This window comes from Streptomyces sp. WM6378, from assembly GCF_001279695.1.
Taxonomy (GTDB): domain Bacteria; phylum Actinomycetota; class Actinomycetes; order Streptomycetales; family Streptomycetaceae; genus Streptomyces.
On the sequence record NZ_LGDD01000121.1, the window covers coordinates 64,462 to 79,850 of the forward strand.

The 15,389-nt window shown below is 69.4% G+C and carries 17 protein-coding genes and 1 pseudogene; 8 read left to right on the plus strand and 10 right to left on the minus strand.

Translation table 11 applies throughout. The features are described 5' to 3' along the window. Positions 1-72 precede the first annotated feature (72 nt). The 7 genes from ADK54_RS13160 to ADK54_RS13190 all read right to left on the minus strand — a co-directional run bounded on the left by ADK54_RS13160 (position 73) and on the right by ADK54_RS13190 (position 5,625). Positions 73-1,464, minus strand: coding sequence for an 8-oxoguanine deaminase (locus tag ADK54_RS13160; RefSeq protein ID WP_053725792.1), 1,392 nt, complete (start codon positions 1,462-1,464; stop codon positions 73-75). Positions 1,465-1,517: 53 nt separating this feature from the next. After that, positions 1,518-2,918, minus strand: a complete 1,401-nt coding sequence (locus ADK54_RS13165; RefSeq protein WP_053725793.1) for a nucleobase:cation symporter-2 family protein — start codon at positions 2,916-2,918, stop codon at positions 1,518-1,520. A 68-nt stretch (positions 2,919-2,986) separates the two neighbouring features. Further along, positions 2,987-3,910: a factor-independent urate hydroxylase gene (gene pucL, locus ADK54_RS13170; protein WP_053725794.1), complete on the minus strand. Its 924-nt coding sequence runs from the start codon at positions 3,908-3,910 to the stop codon at positions 2,987-2,989. 5 nt (positions 3,911-3,915) lie between these two features. Continuing rightward, positions 3,916-4,320 carry a hydroxyisourate hydrolase gene (gene uraH / locus ADK54_RS13175; RefSeq protein ID WP_053725795.1) on the minus strand — a complete coding sequence of 135 codons (405 nt, stop codon included), beginning with the start codon at positions 4,318-4,320 and terminating at the stop codon, positions 3,916-3,918. Further along, positions 4,320-4,832 (minus strand): 2-oxo-4-hydroxy-4-carboxy-5-ureidoimidazoline decarboxylase, encoded by a 513-nt coding sequence (gene uraD, locus ADK54_RS13180; protein WP_053725796.1) that lies wholly within the window; start codon positions 4,830-4,832, stop codon positions 4,320-4,322. Before uraD ends, uraH begins: the two co-directional genes overlap by 1 nt. A gap of 167 nt (positions 4,833-4,999) precedes the next feature. Further along, entirely contained in the window at positions 5,000-5,320 is a 321-nt protein-coding gene (locus tag ADK54_RS13185) for a helix-turn-helix domain-containing protein (protein ID WP_078966356.1), read from the minus strand. A 53-nt stretch (positions 5,321-5,373) separates the two neighbouring features. Further along, positions 5,374-5,625: a hypothetical protein gene (locus ADK54_RS13190; protein WP_053725798.1), complete on the minus strand. Its 252-nt coding sequence runs from the start codon at positions 5,623-5,625 to the stop codon at positions 5,374-5,376. A gap of 124 nt (positions 5,626-5,749) precedes the next feature. Between ADK54_RS13190 and ADK54_RS13195 the strand changes: the two genes are divergently transcribed. The 7 genes and pseudogenes from ADK54_RS13195 (at position 5,750) to ADK54_RS13225 (ending at position 12,287) form a co-directional block, all read left to right on the plus strand. Beyond that, a complete protein-coding gene (locus tag ADK54_RS13195) occupies positions 5,750-6,583 on the plus strand; it encodes a TIM barrel protein (RefSeq protein WP_053725799.1) in 834 nt (277 codons plus the stop codon). 77 nt (positions 6,584-6,660) lie between these two features. Beyond that, a complete protein-coding gene (locus ADK54_RS13200) occupies positions 6,661-7,551 on the plus strand; it encodes a 2-hydroxy-3-oxopropionate reductase (protein WP_053725800.1) in 891 nt (296 codons plus the stop codon). 201 nt (positions 7,552-7,752) lie between these two features. Continuing rightward, positions 7,753-9,210 (plus strand): catalase, encoded by a 1,458-nt coding sequence (locus tag ADK54_RS13205; RefSeq protein WP_053725801.1) that lies wholly within the window; start codon positions 7,753-7,755, stop codon positions 9,208-9,210. 708 nt (positions 9,211-9,918) lie between these two features. Then, a pseudogene (locus tag ADK54_RS13210) lies at positions 9,919-10,484 on the plus strand (class I SAM-dependent methyltransferase). A 185-nt stretch (positions 10,485-10,669) separates the two neighbouring features. Next, the gene (locus ADK54_RS13215) at positions 10,670-11,140 is read left to right on the plus strand and encodes a hypothetical protein (protein ID WP_053725802.1); all 471 of its coding nucleotides are present in this window, start codon (positions 10,670-10,672) and stop codon (positions 11,138-11,140) included. Between the two features lie 167 nt (positions 11,141-11,307). Next, a complete protein-coding gene (locus tag ADK54_RS13220) occupies positions 11,308-11,493 on the plus strand; it encodes a hypothetical protein (protein ID WP_053725803.1) in 186 nt (61 codons plus the stop codon). 134 nt (positions 11,494-11,627) lie between these two features. Next, complete coding sequence (locus ADK54_RS13225; protein WP_199826942.1) at positions 11,628-12,287, plus strand: HAD family hydrolase; 660 nt, start codon at positions 11,628-11,630, stop codon at positions 12,285-12,287. Between the two features lie 95 nt (positions 12,288-12,382). Here ADK54_RS13225 and ADK54_RS13230 read toward each other — a convergent pair whose 3' ends face one another. The 3 genes from ADK54_RS13230 to ADK54_RS13240 all read right to left on the minus strand — a co-directional run bounded on the left by ADK54_RS13230 (position 12,383) and on the right by ADK54_RS13240 (position 14,305). Further along, complete coding sequence (locus ADK54_RS13230) at positions 12,383-12,568, minus strand: hypothetical protein (RefSeq protein WP_053725804.1); 186 nt, start codon at positions 12,566-12,568, stop codon at positions 12,383-12,385. A gap of 60 nt (positions 12,569-12,628) precedes the next feature. Further along, the gene (locus ADK54_RS13235; RefSeq protein ID WP_053725805.1) at positions 12,629-13,801 is read right to left on the minus strand and encodes an alpha/beta hydrolase family protein; all 1,173 of its coding nucleotides are present in this window, start codon (positions 13,799-13,801) and stop codon (positions 12,629-12,631) included. Between the two features lie 282 nt (positions 13,802-14,083). Then, positions 14,084-14,305, minus strand: coding sequence for a hypothetical protein (locus ADK54_RS13240; protein WP_053725806.1), 222 nt, complete (start codon positions 14,303-14,305; stop codon positions 14,084-14,086). A gap of 274 nt (positions 14,306-14,579) precedes the next feature. Between ADK54_RS13240 and ADK54_RS13245 the strand changes: the two genes are divergently transcribed. Further along, positions 14,580-15,377 (plus strand): ArsR/SmtB family transcription factor, encoded by a 798-nt coding sequence (locus ADK54_RS13245; RefSeq protein ID WP_053725807.1) that lies wholly within the window; start codon positions 14,580-14,582, stop codon positions 15,375-15,377. Positions 15,378-15,389 lie beyond the last annotated feature (12 nt).

The window sequence follows — 15,389 nt, forward strand, 5'->3', positions numbered from 1 at the left end:
AGCTGCCGTGAACCCCGCTCGGGTCCACGGCGACCGGCCGAGGGCCGTCCCCCTCGGCCGGACTCCTTGGGGTCAGGCCTGCGCGACGATCCGGGCGAGGCGCTGGGCCTCTTCGCGGGTCGCCACCGCGATGGCGTCCTCGTCGACCGTGGTGAGACGGCTGTTCTCGACGATCTGCCTGCCGTTCACGAACGAGGCGGTGACGGGGGCCGCGGCACCGAAGACGAGCGCGGTGACCGGGTCGGCGATGGAGGCGTGGGCCAGGGTGTCCAGCTTCCACAGCACGAAGTCGGCGAGCTTGCCGGCTTCGAGCGAGCCGATCTGGTCGGCGCGGCCGAGCACCTGGGCGCCGCCGTAGGTGCCCAGGCGCAACGCCTGGCGGGCGTTGAGCGCGGCCTCGCGGTGCTGGGCGTTGAGGCGGTTGATGAGGAGCGCGTTGCGCAGCTCGGTGTGCAGCTCGCCCGACTCGTTGGACGCGGTGCCGTCGACGCCGAGGCCGACGGGGACGCCCGCCTTCAGCATGTCCGGGACGCGGGCGATGCCGGCGGCCAGGCGTGCGTTGGAGGACGGGCAGTGGGCGACGCCGGTGCCGGTGCGGGCGAAGGCGGCGATGTCGGAGTCGTTCATGTGGACGCAGTGCGCCATCCACACGTCGTTGCCGAGCCAGCCGGTCGACTCGAAGTAGTCGGTCGGGCCCATGCCGAACAGCTCCTTGCAGAACTGCTCCTCCTCCACGGTCTCCGAGCCGTGGGTGTGCAGCCGTACGCCCTTGGCGCGGGCCAACTCGGCGCCCTGCTTCATGAGTTCGGTGGACACCGAGAACGGCGAGCAGGGGGCGACGGCGACCTGGGTCATCGAGTCGAAGGAGGCGTCGTGGAAGCGGTCGACGGTCTCGGCGGTCGCGGAGAGCGCGCCTTCGAGGGTCTCGACGGCGAAGTCCGGCGGCAGGCCGCCGTCCTTCTCGCTGCGGTCCATGGAGCCGCGGGCCAGGGTGAAGCGCACGCCCATCTCGGAGGCGGCGCCGATGATCGCGCCGGACAGGTCGCCCGAGTTGCGCGGGTAGACGTAGTGGTGGTCCATCGCGGTGGTGACACCGCCGCGGGCCATCATCGCGAGCGAGCCCTGGGCCGCGACGCGCCCCATCTGCTCGTCGATGCGCGCCCACGTCGGGTAGAGGGCGACGAGCCAGTTGAAGAGGTTGTGGTCGGTGGCCAGACCACGCGTGATCCACTGGTAGAAGTGGTGGTGCGTGTTGATCAGGCCGGGGGTGACCAGGTGGCCGGTGCCGTCGATGCGGCGGACCACGCCCGTAAGGCCCTTCGGGGCCTGACCGGCTCCGATCGACTCGATCTTGTTGTCGGCGACGACGAGGTAGCCGGAGGCGTACTCGGTGTCATTCGCGTCCACGGTGGCGATCGCACAGTTCTCGATGACGATGCGCTGGGGGGCTGCCGAAGGTGCCATGGTGCTTCCTTCTTCGTTCAGTGGCGGCTGTTACTACGGGGCACGGCAGGACCCTACGAGGATTTGAGTACCGGGGCGGTGACGCTGCTCCGGGTGCCGAGATGGTGGAAGAAAAGGTTGAGCAGGACCGCGGTGAGCGCTCCCGCGCTGATGCCGGACCCGAGCACGGTCTGTGCCCAGGCGGGGAATCCGGCGTAGAAGGTGGGCGCGGCGAGCGGGATGATGCCCGCCCCGAGCGCCACGGCCACCAGGATGATGTTGGAGCTGTCGTCGAGCCCGGCCTCGGAGAGGGTACGGATGCCGCTCACCGCGATCGAGCCGAACAGGACGATTCCGGCGCCGCCGAGGACGGGCATCGGGACCAGTGAGACGACCGCGCCGAGCACCGGGAAGGCGCCTAGCACGAGGAGGGCTGCGCCCGCGACGGCGACAACGTACCTGCTGCGTACGCGAGTCAGCGAGACGACGCCGACGTTCTGGGCGAACGCGCTGGTCGGGAAGCCGCCGAAGACCGGACCGAGCAGCGTCGCGATGCCGTCGGTGCGCAGGCCGCGGGCGATGGTGCGCCCGTCGGTGCGGCGTTCGCAGATCTCGCCGATGGCCAGCATGCCGGCGCTGGACTCGGTCATCAGGACCAGCATCACGATGCACAGCGACAGGACGGCCGCCGGGTGGAACTCGGGGGCGCCGAAGGAGAACGGTGTCGGCAGGGCGGCGACGGGCGCGGACTTCAGGGCCGAGAAGTCGGCCATCCCGAAGGGGATCGCCGCGAGTGTGCCGATCAACAGGCCGAGCAGCAGGGCGACTTGGCGCAGAAAGCCGCGGCCGAAGCGCTGGAAGAGGAGGATCACGACGAGCGTGAAGGCGGCGAGCGCCAGGTGGTTCATGGACCCGAAGTCGGCGGCGTTCTTGTCGCCGCCCTGGGCCCAGGACACGGGTACGGGCATCAGCGTGACGCCGATGAGCGTGATCACGACACCGGTCACCAGCGGCGGGAAGAAACGCAGCAGCCGGCCGAAGAAGGGACCCACCAGGAGGCAGAAGACTCCGGCGACCATCACCGCGCCGTAGATGGCGGGGAGTTGATGGCCCTTGGCGCTGGTTTCGGCGATCGCGAGCATGGGCGCGATGCCGGCCGACGAGGCGGCGTTGACGAACGGAAGCCGGTTGCCGGCGAAGTTCGCGACGCCGAGGGTCTGCAGGACGGTGGCGAGCCCGGCGATGAGCAGGCTGGCCGCGATCAGACGGGTCTGTCCCGCGGTGTCCAGGCCGACGGCCTGGCCGATGATGAGCGGAGGGGTGACGACGCCCGCGTACATGGCGGCGATGTGCTGGAGCGCGGCGGGAACGAGCCGCGCGGCAGGAAGCTTTTCGTCCACCGGGTGCACGGCACCTTCAGGTGGGGTGGTACATGGGCCGTCGGCTGGTGCCGGCCCAACTGCGGGCTGTGCCATGGGATGTCCCTCCGGTCTGGCCGGCCCCCGCCCGACTGCGGGCGGGCGGGGGCCGGCTCAGTGCCGCGTCAGAGGTTGGTCATGTCGACCGGGATCTGCGGCTCGACGCCGTCGCGCAGGACGGTCGCCTCGATCAGACCGTAGGGACGGTCGGCCGCGAAGTAGACCTCGTTGTCGTTCTTGAGCCCGAACGGTTCGAGGTCCACCAGGAAGTGGTGCTTGTTCGGCAGCGAGAAGCGAACCTCGTCGATCTCGGACCGGTTGTTGATGATGCGCGAACCCATCTGGTACAGGGTCTGCTGGAGCGAGAGCGAGTACGTCTCGGCGAAGGCCTGCAGCATGTGCTTGCGCACCTGCTCGTAGGACTTCTCCCAGTTCGGCGCCTTCTGCTCGTCGTCGTTCCAGCTGAACCGCCAGCGGGCCGAGACCTGCGTCGCCAGGATGCGGTCGTACGCCTCCTGGAGCGTCGTGTACTTGTCCTTGACGTAGCCCCAGAACTCGGAGTTCGTCGAGTTCATCACGACGAGGTCCTTGAGGCCCGAGATGACCTCCCACTTCTCACCGTCGTAGGTGATCTGGGTGACCCGGGTCTCCTGGCCCTTGCGGACGAAGGAGTGCTTGACGTCGTCGGAGCCGATGAACTTCGAGTTGGCCTCGGAGGTCTCGATGCGCTCCCACGAGTACTCCTCGATGCGGATGCGCGCGACCTTGATCGGCTCCTGCGAGGTCACGAAGTGCCGCGCGAGGTGGATTCCGAACTGCTCGGCGGACTCGATGCCGTACTCCTTGGCGAACGCGTACACCGTGTTCTTGGTGGTGTCGGTCGGGAGCACGTTGGCGTTCGAGCCGGAGTAGTGCACGTCCTCCATGTCGCCGGACAGGGCGACGGAGACGTTGAGGTCCTTGATGTGGTGCGTGTCGCCGTCCCGCGTGATCTTGACGACGCGGTTCTCTGCTTTGCCGTACTGGTTCTGGCCGAGAATCGTGGGCATGTCTGCTAGCTCCCTCGGTAAACGGAGTAGCCGAACGGGTTGAGCAGCAGCGGTACGTGATAGTGCTCGCCCGGGGCGACGGCGAAAGTGATCGCCACCTCCGGGAAGAACGCACCGCTGTCCCTTACGCGGGGGGCGTCCTGCTGCGCCTCGGCTTGCTTCACTGTCTTGATTGAACGCGTGAAGTACTCCTCGACCTCGAAGTCGAGTCGTACGTGGGTGGTGCCTTCCGGCAGGGCCGGCAGGTCCTTGCAGCGCCCGTCCGCGTCGGTCGCGGAGCCGCCGAGCGAGATCCACTCGGCGTCGGAGCCCGAGCGGGCCGCGAGCGAGATGGCGACGCCCTCGGCGGGGCGTCCGACGCTGGTGTCCAGGATGTGCGTGGACACCGAGGCGGTGGTCGCGGTGCTCATCAGTCCTTGTCCTCTTCTACGAGACGGGTCAGCCGGATTCGGTTGATCTTCCCGAGTTCGGTGCGCACGGTCTCGCGCTCCTCCTCGGCGGTGTTGCCGATCCGGGTCTTCACCGCGTCGCGCATCTGCTCGCCGGTGGCACCGGTGGCGCAGATCAGGAAGACGTGGCCGAACTTCTCCTGGTAGGCCAGGTTCAGTTCGAGCAGCTCGGCCTTGAGGGCCTCGGAGGCCCCGGCCATTCCGCGCTGCTCACGTGCGGAGGTGGGGTCACCGGGCTTCGGCCGGCCGATCGGCGGGTGCCCTGCCATCGCCTCTTCCAGGTCCTTCACACCCAGCTCGGCCAGAGCGGCGTCGCTGGCGGTGAAGAGGTCCTCTGCGGTGGCGTACGGGCGCTGGGCGAGCAGCTTGCTCCCCCACGCCGAACTGGCGCACACCTCGTGGAGCGCGGCGAGCGCCGCATCGTCCTTGGAGGTGTTGAACCGGGCGAGGCCCGGCGTCGAAGTCGTAGTCACGGCGGCCTCCGTGGCCTTGGTGCTGAACGGGCTGCGGATAGCTAACGCCCTCCGAAACATCCCGTCAACACTTTGTTGAAAACTTGGGGTTACAAAAACCGCCGCCCGGTGGCCGGACGGCGGTTCGTTGCGCGGGGGGTGCCTGAGCAGGCACCGAGCGTGCTCGCTCAGTCATCCTTGGCGGAGTTTTCCCTGTTCAAGTAGTTGTACACGGTGAACCTGCTGACCCCGAGGGCCGAGGCCACGGTCTCCACGCCGTGTCGCACGGAGAAGGCGCCGCGCGCCTCCAGGGTCCGTACGGCGGACTGCTTGGCCTTGCGGTCCAGGGACGCGAGCGGCATGCCGTGGCGGCGCTCCATGGCGGCCAGGATGTGATCCAGGGAGTCGGAGAGCTGGGGCAGCCGCACGGCCACCACGTCCTCACCCTCCCAGGCGAGCACCACGTCGTCGGGCAGCGCTTGGGCGGGCGGCAATATCTCCGCGCCCATGGCGTCGACGAGCGGCTTGACCGCCTGGATCAGAGGGTGGTCCGCGGGTTCGATCACTTCTCACCCTCCCCGATCACGTTGACCTGGAGCGAGACGCGGGTGGCGCCCGCCGCCAGGGCCTTGCGCAGCAGCGCGTCCACTGCGGTCAGCACCTCGTCCGCGCCACCCTCCGCGGTATTGCCGAAGGGGCCGACGTCGACCGCGTCGAGCCGGGCCGCCTGAATGACGTCGCGGGCGACCACGGCATGCGGGGGCGCCTCGTCGAGGTCGAAGGGCTCGGTCGTGAACTCCACTCTCAATCGCACGCGCTCAACCTACTGCGCGGTCGACGAAATCCGGGAGGCCCCCTTGACAAGCTCGCCGGTCCCGCTGCAACCTTCCATCAAGCAGAAAACAACTTCCGCAATACGGAAGGAGCGCACACCCCTCATGGGCTACTCGAACCAGCGCTTCGATGTAAACCTTTCGATCCTCTTCACGGAACTCCCGCTCCTGGAGCGCCCGGCGGCCGCGGCCGCGGCGGGCTTCACGGCGGTCGAGCTGTGGTGGCCCTGGATCGAGACCCCCACCCCCGAGCAGGCCGAGCTCGACGCCCTCAAGAAGGCGCTCGACGACGCCGGCACCCAGCTGGTGGGCCTCAACTTCTACGCCGGCGCCCTGCCGGGCCCGGACCGCGGCGCGCTGTCGATTCCCGGTGAGGAGTCGGACCGCTTCCGCGCCAACATCGAGGTGGCGGCCGACTTCGCCGCCTCGGTCGGCTGCAAGGCGCTCAACGCGCTCTACGGCAACCGCGTCGAGGGCGCCGACCCGCAGGTGCAGGACGCCCTCGCCCTGGAGAACCTCGTCCTGGCGGCCCGCGCGGCCGACCGGGTCGGCGCGATCCTCCTGGTCGAGACCCTGAACAAGCCGGAGTCGCCGCTCTACCCGCTGGTGAGCGCCCCGTCCGCGATCGAGGTCGTGGACAAGGTGAACGCCGCGACGGGTCTGGGCAACGCCAAGTTCCTCCTCGACATCTACCACCTTTCGATGAACGGTGAGGACGTCGCCGAGGTCATCGAGGCGTACGCGGACAAGACCGGCCACGTGCAGATCGCCGACAACCCGGGCCGTGGCGCGCCGGGCACCGGCTCGCTGCCGCTTGAGGAGCTGCTCGACCAGCTCGCGAAGGCCGGCTACGACGGCTGGGTGGGCCTGGAGTACAAGGCCGCCGACGCCGCCGCCTCCTTCGAGTGGCTCCCCGCCGAGGCCCGCGCGGCCCGTTGAGGCGTAGGGGGACGCCCCCTGACCCCCGGGACCTCAACTTCTTGACGTACCAAAGCTTTTAGGAAGGCAGCACCCTCATGAGCAACCTCCCCAAGATCGCATGGATCGGCCTCGGCATCATGGGCTCCCCCATGTCCGAGAACCTGATCAAGGCCGGCTACTCGGTCACCGGCTTCACCCTGGAGCAGGACAAGCTGGACCGCCTCACGGCGGCCGGCGGCACCGCGGCCGGCTCGATCGCCGAGGCCGTCAAGGACGCCGACGTGATCGTCACGATGGTTCCGGCGTCCCCCCAGGTGGAGGCCATCGCGTACGGTGAGGCCGGCATCCTGGCCAACGCAAAGCAGGGCGCGCTGATCGTCGACATGTCGTCGATCACCCCGCAGACCTCGGTCGACCTCGCCAAGAACGCCGCCGAGAAGGGCATCCGCGTCCTGGACGCCCCCGTCTCCGGCGGCGAGGCCGGCGCCATCGAGGCCGTCCTGTCGATCATGGTGGGTGGCGAGCAGGCCGACTTCGACGCGGCGCTGCCGATCCTTGAGGCCCTCGGCAAGACCATCGTGCTCTGCGGCCCGCACGGCTCCGGCCAGACGGTGAAGGCCGCCAACCAGCTCATCGTCGCGGTCAACATCCAGGCCTGCGCCGAGGCCGTCGTCTTCCTTGAGAAGTCGGGCGTCAACCTCAGCGCCGCCCTGGACGTCCTGAACGGCGGTCTGGCCGGCTCGACCGTCCTGACCCGCAAGAAGGACAACTTCCTGAACCGGGACTTCAAGCCCGGCTTCCGGATCGACCTGCACCACAAGGACATGGGCATCGTCACCGACGCCGCCCGCAACGTCGGCGCGGCCCTTCCGGTCGGCGCGGTCGTGGCCCAGCTGGTCGCCTCGCTGCGCGCCCAGGGTGACGGCGGCCTGGACCACTCCGCCCTGCTCCGCGCCGTCGAGCGCCTCTCGGGCTCGCAGGTCTGACCCGCTGAAACACCCCCTCGGGGTCCCCAGATTTCCGGGCGGCGGCGGCGCTGACACCTGTCCTGTCGCGCCCAGGCGCCGCCGCCGCCCGGAAGCTCAAACTTCTCTTTCAACAAACTGTTGACGTTCCGTTCCGGGCGAATTTACGCTCCAGGGACTGCGGAACAAGTCACCAGTGCAGCTCCAGTACGGAAGGTCACGATGTCGAAGCGCGTGCTTACGACCGAGTCCGGCGCCCCCGTCGCCGACAACCAGAACTCCGCCACCGCCGGCGTCGGTGGCCCCATCCTGCTCCAGGACCAGCACCTCCTGGAGAAGCTCGCGCGCTTCAACCGTGAGCGCATCCCGGAGCGTGTGGTGCACGCCCGCGGCTCCGGCGCGTACGGCTACTTCGAGGTGACCGACGACGTCACCGGCTTCACGAAGGCCGACTTCCTCGGCGAGGTGGGCAAGCGCACGGAGACGTTCATCCGCTTCTCCACCGTGGCCGACTCGCTCGGCGGCGCGGACGCGGTCCGCGACCCGCGCGGCTTCGCGCTGAAGTTCTACACGGAGCAGGGCAACTACGACCTCGTAGGCAACAACACGCCCGTCTTCTTCATCAAGGACCCCATCAAGTTCCCCGACTTCATCCACTCCCAGAAGCGCGACCCGTTCACGGGCAAGCAGGAGCCGGACAACGTCTGGGACTTCTGGGCGCACGCCCCCGAGGCCACCCACCAGATCACCTGGCTCATGGGCGACCGCGGCATCCCGGCTTCGTACCGTCACATGAACGGTTACGGTTCGCACACCTACCAGTGGACGAACGCGCAGGGCGAGGCCTTCTTCGTCAAGTACCACTTCAAGACGAACCAGGGCATCCGCAGCCTGTCCTCCGACCAGGCCGCCGAGCAGGTCGGCAAGGACGCGAACAGCCACCAGACGGACCTCCTGCAGGCCATCGAGCGCGGCGTGAACCCGTCCTGGACGCTGTACGTCCAAATCATGCCCGCCGCCGAGGCCGCGGACTACCGCTTCAACCCGTTCGACCTCACCAAGGTGTGGCCGCACAGCGACTACCCGCTGCAGCGCGTGGGCCGCCTGGTCCTGGACCGCAACCCGGACAACGTGTTCCAGGAGGTCGAGCAGTCGGCCTTCTCGCCGAACAACTTCGTCCCCGGCATCGGTCCCTCGCCGGACAAGATGCTCCAGGGCCGCCTGTTCGCCTACGCGGACGCGCACCGCTACCGCCTGGGCGTCAACCACACCCAGCTGCCGGTCAACGCCCCGAAGGCGACCGAGGCCGACAACTACGGCCGCGACGGCCTGATGGCGACCCGCAACGGCCGCCGCACCGACAAGAACTACGAGCCCAACTCGTACTCGGGCCCCGCTCAGACGGACGCGGCCCTGTCGGCCCCGCTCGCGATCCACGGCTACACGGGCACGCACGCCGCCCCGGCCCACGTGAAGGACGACGACTTCTTCCAGGCGGGCGAGCTGTACCGCCTGATGTCGGACGACGAGAAGTCCCGCCTGATCGCGAACATCGCCGGCGGCCTCTCGCAGGTCTCCCGCGACGACGTGCTCGAAAAGAACCTGGCCCATTTCCACGCCGCGGACGCCGAGTACGGCAAGCGCGTCGAGGAGGCCGTCCGCGCCCTGCGCGAGGACTAGTCGCCCGGTTCAACCTCCAGACCGTGCAAGGGATTTGACGGGAGGTCAAACCCTTTGCACAGTCCGATCCGCCGACCCGGATGAGGGGTGGTCGGCGGATATGGACAACCCGAGGATCGCGGCGGTGTGGCGATGCCAGTGCGGTGGTGAAGGCGTGCGCGCCCCCCTTCCTGACCTGAAGGAAGGACCCGGGCGCCCACACCAATCGCCGCCGCCGCGATCCCCGCAACCTCCCCCGAGAACCCCGCCCGGCGGTGCGAACGTCCTGTCGCGCCAGCCTCGTTCCGCCGGGCGGCAACAACTCCACAGCCAGGACGCTGGGTTCGGTTTACGGTCCCGAACCGAGCGTCCGATGATCAAGGCCCTACCTGTGGTTTCAGGTGGGGCCTTGATCTTTTTCATGCCCTTGACGATGGCGCGCATGAGCTCGGCCGACGCGAGTCACGGCCCGAATCCGAGATCCCGAGCAACACCCGCTCGGGATGGGGCAGCCGGACTCATATTCACGTGCCGGCATCGCCATCCGCAGCTACCGTGGTGCTCGTCCAGGTGCGCAGGCAGCGGTTACTTCGTTTTGGGAACGGGCGGTTGCGGGTTCGAGTCCCGTCGTCGACTTCGGGTCGGCGTAGCTCAATGGCAGAGCACCATGTACCGCCGCCGACTTTGAACTCTGGACGCACGACGGGCCATCAAGGGCGGTGAGCGGGCGTGAGTGCCGGCTGGGAGTGGGACGACAGCCTGTTCCGGGGTGCCGCCGCCTATTACCGGCGCGGAAGGCTTCCCTATGCGCCCGGCCTTGCGGACGTACTCGCCGGCGTTCTCAAGCTCGATGGGCACGGGCGCCTCATCGACGTGGGATGCGGGCCGGGCACTCTCGCCCTGGGGCTTGCTCACTTGTTCAGCGAGGTCGTCGGGGTGGACGCGGACAGTGGGATGATCGCCGAGGCCACTCGCTATGCCGGCGGGCCGGCCGCAGCGTGCTGCCGCACGGAACGCCCGGCGATGAAGCGGCGGTGCTCACGCGGGCGGGATTCACCGGCCCCGATCGCCACGTCGTTCCCGGCGGACAGCCGCTGGAACGCACGTGTGACGACGTCGTGGCGTGGGTGTTCTCGATGTCGTACGCGGCTCCGCACCTGTTCGGCCCGCGCGGCGAAGCCTTCGAGGCGGACGTGCGTCGGCTGCTGAGGGAGGCCTCGCCGTCGGGGTGGTTCTCCGAGCGGCAGCCGAGCACCGAGGTCTTCGTCTGGCGGAAGAGCCCCGCCGAGATGTGATCCGGGGCCCGAGCGGCCTCGCTTCCCGCCCGGCGGGGCGCACCCGTAAAGGGCTCGGCATCCGCTGTCACCAATTCGGTGTATTCACCTGCAAAGGCAGTGATCTCGACCCCGAGTGCGCGTCACCCTGATCCCCGTGCGCAGAACCCGCCGTTCTGCCTGATCCGGCCACCCTCGGAGGGGTCTTGAAGACGAAGGCATCGAAGTACCTCGCCATTCCGCTGGCTTGGGGGCTGGCGCTGGGGCCGGCGTCGGCCACGAACGCCGCTGCCGCACCGGCCACCGCCCGGCCCCACCTACCCTCAACCCCCGCGGCCCACCACGCCTCCGCCGCCAAACGCGTCGTGCTGACGAACGCCGACGACGACCGGATCGTCGTCGTCACGACCGGCGACGACATCGAGGTCCGGCTCACCGGCTCTCGCTCCCAGGGGCTCACCTACACCTGGAACGTTCCGCAGTCCGGCGACTCCGGGGTGCTCCGGCGGACTGCCGCCCGCACCACACCGACCGGCGGTGCCAGCGCCGTTTTCCACGCCGGGAAACCCGGCGTCATCATGATCGCCTCCGTCCGGACCTGCCGCCCCGACCCCGGCCACGTATGCCCTCTCGTCGTCGTGCCCTGGAAGGTCACGGCAAAGGTTTCACGTGAGTGACCCAGCGGCCCCCTCCCCCGAGTCGGCGGCTCCCGGTCGACCCCATGAGCTGCCGCGCCGCGAAGCCCGGCAGCTCAACCACCGATGCCCCAACCACCCACGTACGTTTGCCACTTGAGCCGTCGGAAACGGCGCCCGGCACAGGGTCCGGCCATGCACAATGAGGCATGACCACGATGCTCGTATCCGCCGCCGCCCGCCGCACCCTCCCGGTCCCCGCGTCCGGCCCCCGCGTGGCGCTCGCCGCCCGCGCCGCCGCCCAGCACGCGGGGCTCGCCCCCGCCGCCCTCGACCGCATCACCACGCCGGGCGACACCGTGCCGTCCGCATCGGCGTTCCAGTCCGCGCTGTAGGGGCGTCGTCCACACATCGCCATGGCGCGCCGTCGACGTCGCAGTGGCGCCATCGGACCGCACCGCGGCGCCAACCGACTCGTAGTGGCGTCGTCCCACGTACATGCCCGCCTCACCGCCTAGGATCGGCCTCGATGATTGAGACGATCGTGCTCGACATAGGCGAAACACTGGTACGCGACGACCGCTACTGGGCATCCTGGGCCGACTGGATCGGCGTCCCCAGGCACACCCTCGCCGCGCTCGTCGGGGCGGTCGTCGTTCAAGGCCGCGACGCCTCGGACGCGCTGCGCATGCTCAAACCCGGCATGGACGTCCGCGCGGCGTACCTGGCCCGGGAGGCGGCGGGCCGTGGCGAGCACCTCGACGAGACCGACCTGTACGACGACGTACGGCCCGCCCTCGGCGGGCTCCGCGAGCTCGGCATCCGGGTCATCGTCGCCGGGAACCAGACGGCCCGCGCCGGCGAACTCCTGCGCGGCCTCGACCTGCCGGCCGACCTGGTGGTCACCTCCGACGAGTGGGGTGTGTCCAAGCCCCAGCCCGCCTTCTTCGAGCGGGTGCTGGAGGTGGCCGGGTCGGCGCCGCACGCGACCGTGTACGTCGGCGACCATCCGGTGAACGACGTGTTCCCCGCCAAGGCGGCCGGGCTGCGCGTCGCACACCTGCGGCGCGGGCCCTGGGGTCACTGGTGGGCGGACGATTCGAAGGTCGTCGCGGCGGCGGACTGGCGGATCGACTCCCTCACTCAGCTCACCTCCATTGCCACTGACAATTCGTCAACTCCCCTATAAACAAGTTGAGTTGGCGGCACGGGGAAAGACAGGGCCCCACCCCCCCGGTCTTGAGGGGTGGGGCCCTGGCCCTTCAGCGGGGCCGTATCGCGGTGCTACAGGGTGCGGTTGCTGCGCCCGTCGCAGTAGGTCCAGTTACCGGACTGCGAAACGGGCACGTTGCAGTACGCGGTGCGCACCTGGTGCGGCGAGTTGCGGACGCCTGTGATGGTGACCTGGCCCTTGTACCAGTAGCCGGCGCGGCCGGTGTAGCCGGTGCCGGGCTCGCCCCGGGTCGTCAACCGAGGGCTGGGACCGGGGTAAACCCGGGCGGTAAGCCCCCGGTTGGGGGCGTTCGGCGGTCAGGGGTTGTTGAACGTCACCTCGGGGTTGGCGGCGGTCGGTCCCGCGAGGACCGGCCGGTCGACGCCCCGCAGCTGCTGCTCGAAGAAGGCACCCACGTACGTCCGGACGAGGGCGACGGAGCGCTGCGCGGGCAGCGGCGAGTGCGGGAGACCGAAGCGGTCGGCAATTACCGGCTCGTCGGAGAACGTCATGTGCTCGGCTCCGGCGACGGTCAGCCAGCGCTTCCAGCCGTCGAGGGCGGGCCACGTGGCGTCCCATGTCTTGTCCTTGCCGCCGGGGCGGTGCGTCTCGTCGTCGGTGCCCAGCATCATGAACGGCCGCCCGCCGAGCCCCTTGGACGCGAGCGTGTCCCAGAACGCGCCGTCCATGTTGACCCCGGCATCGATGCGCCCGTCGCGCGCCATGGCCGCGAGGGCTGCGGCCCCGCCGATGGAGTGGCCGGCCATGCCGATGTGCCGCTTGTCGATCGCGGTGGAGTACCGCCAGGCCGGGTGCTTTCCGGTGAGGCGGTCCAGGAGGTACGACGCGTCCGCCGCGCGCGTCGCGGTGACCACGCTGCCTGATGTGCCGTCCTGCATGGCCTTGCAGGCGACGCAGGTCAGTAGACGACCGCCGGGGAAACTCGTGCCGAACGACTCGTAGGCGTGGTCCACCGACGCGACGACGAAGCCGCGGCTCGCGAGGTCCTCGGCGAGCGTGGTGAGCGAATAGCGCGGGGCGCCGAAGCCCGGAGAGAGCACGATCAGCGGATGGGCGCCCCGCGCGGGCCGCACGCCGATCCGGGCGTGTGTCCTCGTGCCGGTGACCTCTCTCGCCCTCGCGGGGTCGATGCCGAGCTCCTTCAGGAGGACCGGGGCCTCGGCAGAGGTCGTGTACGGGGCGGGGTGGCCGGCGCCGGGGCGGGCCGCAGGGTAGGTGAGGGTCACCATCAGCTCACGGTCCTGGCTAGACACCCAGGGGTCGCGGCGGGAATGGTCGACGAGGTGCAGGGTGTCCGCGCCGATCGCGTACTGGCCGATCGGGCGAGGGAGTTCGATCCGCTCGGCGGCGAGCGTCGAGGCGGCGGGAGGCTTCGGCGGGGCCGCCTGGGCCGTGGTCGCGGCGGCGAGCGGGGCCGCGAGGACTAAGGACAGGGCGACGGCCGTGGCCGCGCGGGAGATTTTGACCATGGACGACACGCTAGGCGGACCGTTCGTCCGACACGTCCGCCTCAGGTGTCGGAACACGTCCGCCTCTGGTGTCGGGACGGGCGTCGCTTCGTACGCCCCGGGTTGGACGCGGTCCGTATGGATTGCGGACGGTATGGATTGCAGGCCGTACGCATGGGGGCGGCGGGGCGGCAGGTTCACCCGGAAGGGCAGTCCTCGCGGGGCACGGTGGGCCAGGGGCGTGCCACCCGGGCCGGGCCGCGGCTGCGGTCCGGCCCGGCGGCTCTCGCCTGGCGGCGAGATTTAGAGCTTGTCCATGCGGGTGTACGGGCTGACGATTCGGGCCTGGCGGGAGCCGAAGTCGACGAGCATCGCGACGCCGTCCTCGACCCCGATGATGGTGCCCAGGCCGAACTGGTCGTGTGTGACCCGGTCTCCCAGGATGAAGTGCTTGGCCGCCGGAGCGTCCGGGGCTTTGAAGGGGCTGGTGGGCAGGTGGCGCCGGGGCGCGGATGGCTTCGTCATCGTCACCCCAGTATGCGCCGCGAAACGGCCTGAAGGGCAGGCCCGCCGGATGACGATGGGGAATCGATCCGGTATCTGCGCCGACCGGAACGCATCCTGGTGCGAAAATCGTCACGAATTGACACGCAACCCCATGGTTGCAAATCTGGAAATGAAGGTGCGCGAGCGGCGCCCGAGGTGCGCGTGCGCGACGTCCGGGGATTGCGTATGCGCGTCGCCCGAGGTGGGCGGGCGCCACGCCGCAGGGCAGGTGCGCACGACGCCGGAGGTGCGTGTGGACGACGTCTTCAGGGCGCTGGCCGACGCCAGCCGGCGGCGGCTGCTCGACCGGCTCCAGGCGCGGAACGGGCAGACGCTGCGGGAGCTGGGCGAGGACCTCGCCATGTCGCGCCAGGCCGTGAGCAAGCACCTCGCGGTGCTCGAAGCGGCCCGCCTCGTCACGTCCGTGCGGCGCGGCCGGGAGAAGATCCACTACCTGAATCCGGTGCCGATCCAGGAGCTGTCGGAGCGCTGGATCGGCAAGTACGAGCGCGGCCGGCTCGACGCGCCCGGCAGACCGAAGCGGAGCCTGGAGGAGCAACTCATCATGGACAAGCCCGAGTTCGTGTATGTCATCTATATCCAGACCACCCCCGAGCGGCTCTACGAGGCCCTGACGGACGCCGAGTTCGCGCAGGAGTACTTCGGCGGCTGGGGACCCATGTCCGACTGGCGGGTGGGTTCGCCGGTGCTGTGGAAGACGGGCCCGGACGGGACGTACGAGGATCTCGGCCAGGCGGTGATCGAGGCGGTGCCGGCCCGCAAGCTCGCGTACACCTGGCATCGGCTGCTTCCGATGCACCGTCAGCTCTTCGACACGGAAGGGGAGTTCGAGAGTGCGCGCACGGAGCAGTCCCAGGTCGCGTTCGACATCCAGCCGGCCGAGACGTCGGCGCTCGGGGTGAAGCTGACCATCACGCACGACGGCTTCGACAGCGTGGACAGCGAGATGCTCAAGGGCGTCAGCGACGGCTGGGTGATGATCCTCTCCACGCTCAAGACGCTGCTCGAACGCGAGGAGAGCCCGCGCTAGAAATGCGTCCGG

Bases quoted from the DNA above. Each gene is read 5' to 3' on its own strand.
- ADK54_RS13160 (WP_053725792.1), bottom strand. From the start codon at position 1,464: ATGGCACCTTCGGCAGCCCCCCAGCGCATCGTCATCGAGAACTGTGCG.
- ADK54_RS13165 (WP_053725793.1), bottom strand. From the start codon at position 2,918: ATGGCACAGCCCGCAGTTGGGCCGGCACCAGCCGACGGCCCATGTACC.
- pucL (WP_053725794.1), bottom strand. From the start codon at position 3,910: ATGCCCACGATTCTCGGCCAGAACCAGTACGGCAAAGCAGAGAACCGC.
- uraH (WP_053725795.1), bottom strand. From the start codon at position 4,320: ATGAGCACCGCGACCACCGCCTCGGTGTCCACGCACATCCTGGACACC.
- ADK54_RS13185 (WP_078966356.1), bottom strand. From the start codon at position 5,320: ATGGGCGCGGAGATATTGCCGCCCGCCCAAGCGCTGCCCGACGACGTG.
- ADK54_RS13195 (WP_053725799.1), top strand. From the start codon at position 5,750: ATGGGCTACTCGAACCAGCGCTTCGATGTAAACCTTTCGATCCTCTTC.
- ADK54_RS13200 (WP_053725800.1), top strand. From the start codon at position 6,661: ATGAGCAACCTCCCCAAGATCGCATGGATCGGCCTCGGCATCATGGGC.
- ADK54_RS13205 (WP_053725801.1), top strand. From the start codon at position 7,753: ATGTCGAAGCGCGTGCTTACGACCGAGTCCGGCGCCCCCGTCGCCGAC.
- ADK54_RS13220 (WP_053725803.1), top strand. From the start codon at position 11,308: ATGACCACGATGCTCGTATCCGCCGCCGCCCGCCGCACCCTCCCGGTC.
- ADK54_RS13225 (WP_199826942.1), top strand. From the start codon at position 11,628: ATGATTGAGACGATCGTGCTCGACATAGGCGAAACACTGGTACGCGAC.
- ADK54_RS13235 (WP_053725805.1), bottom strand. From the start codon at position 13,801: ATGGTCAAAATCTCCCGCGCGGCCACGGCCGTCGCCCTGTCCTTAGTC.
- ADK54_RS13240 (WP_053725806.1), bottom strand. From the start codon at position 14,305: ATGACGAAGCCATCCGCGCCCCGGCGCCACCTGCCCACCAGCCCCTTC.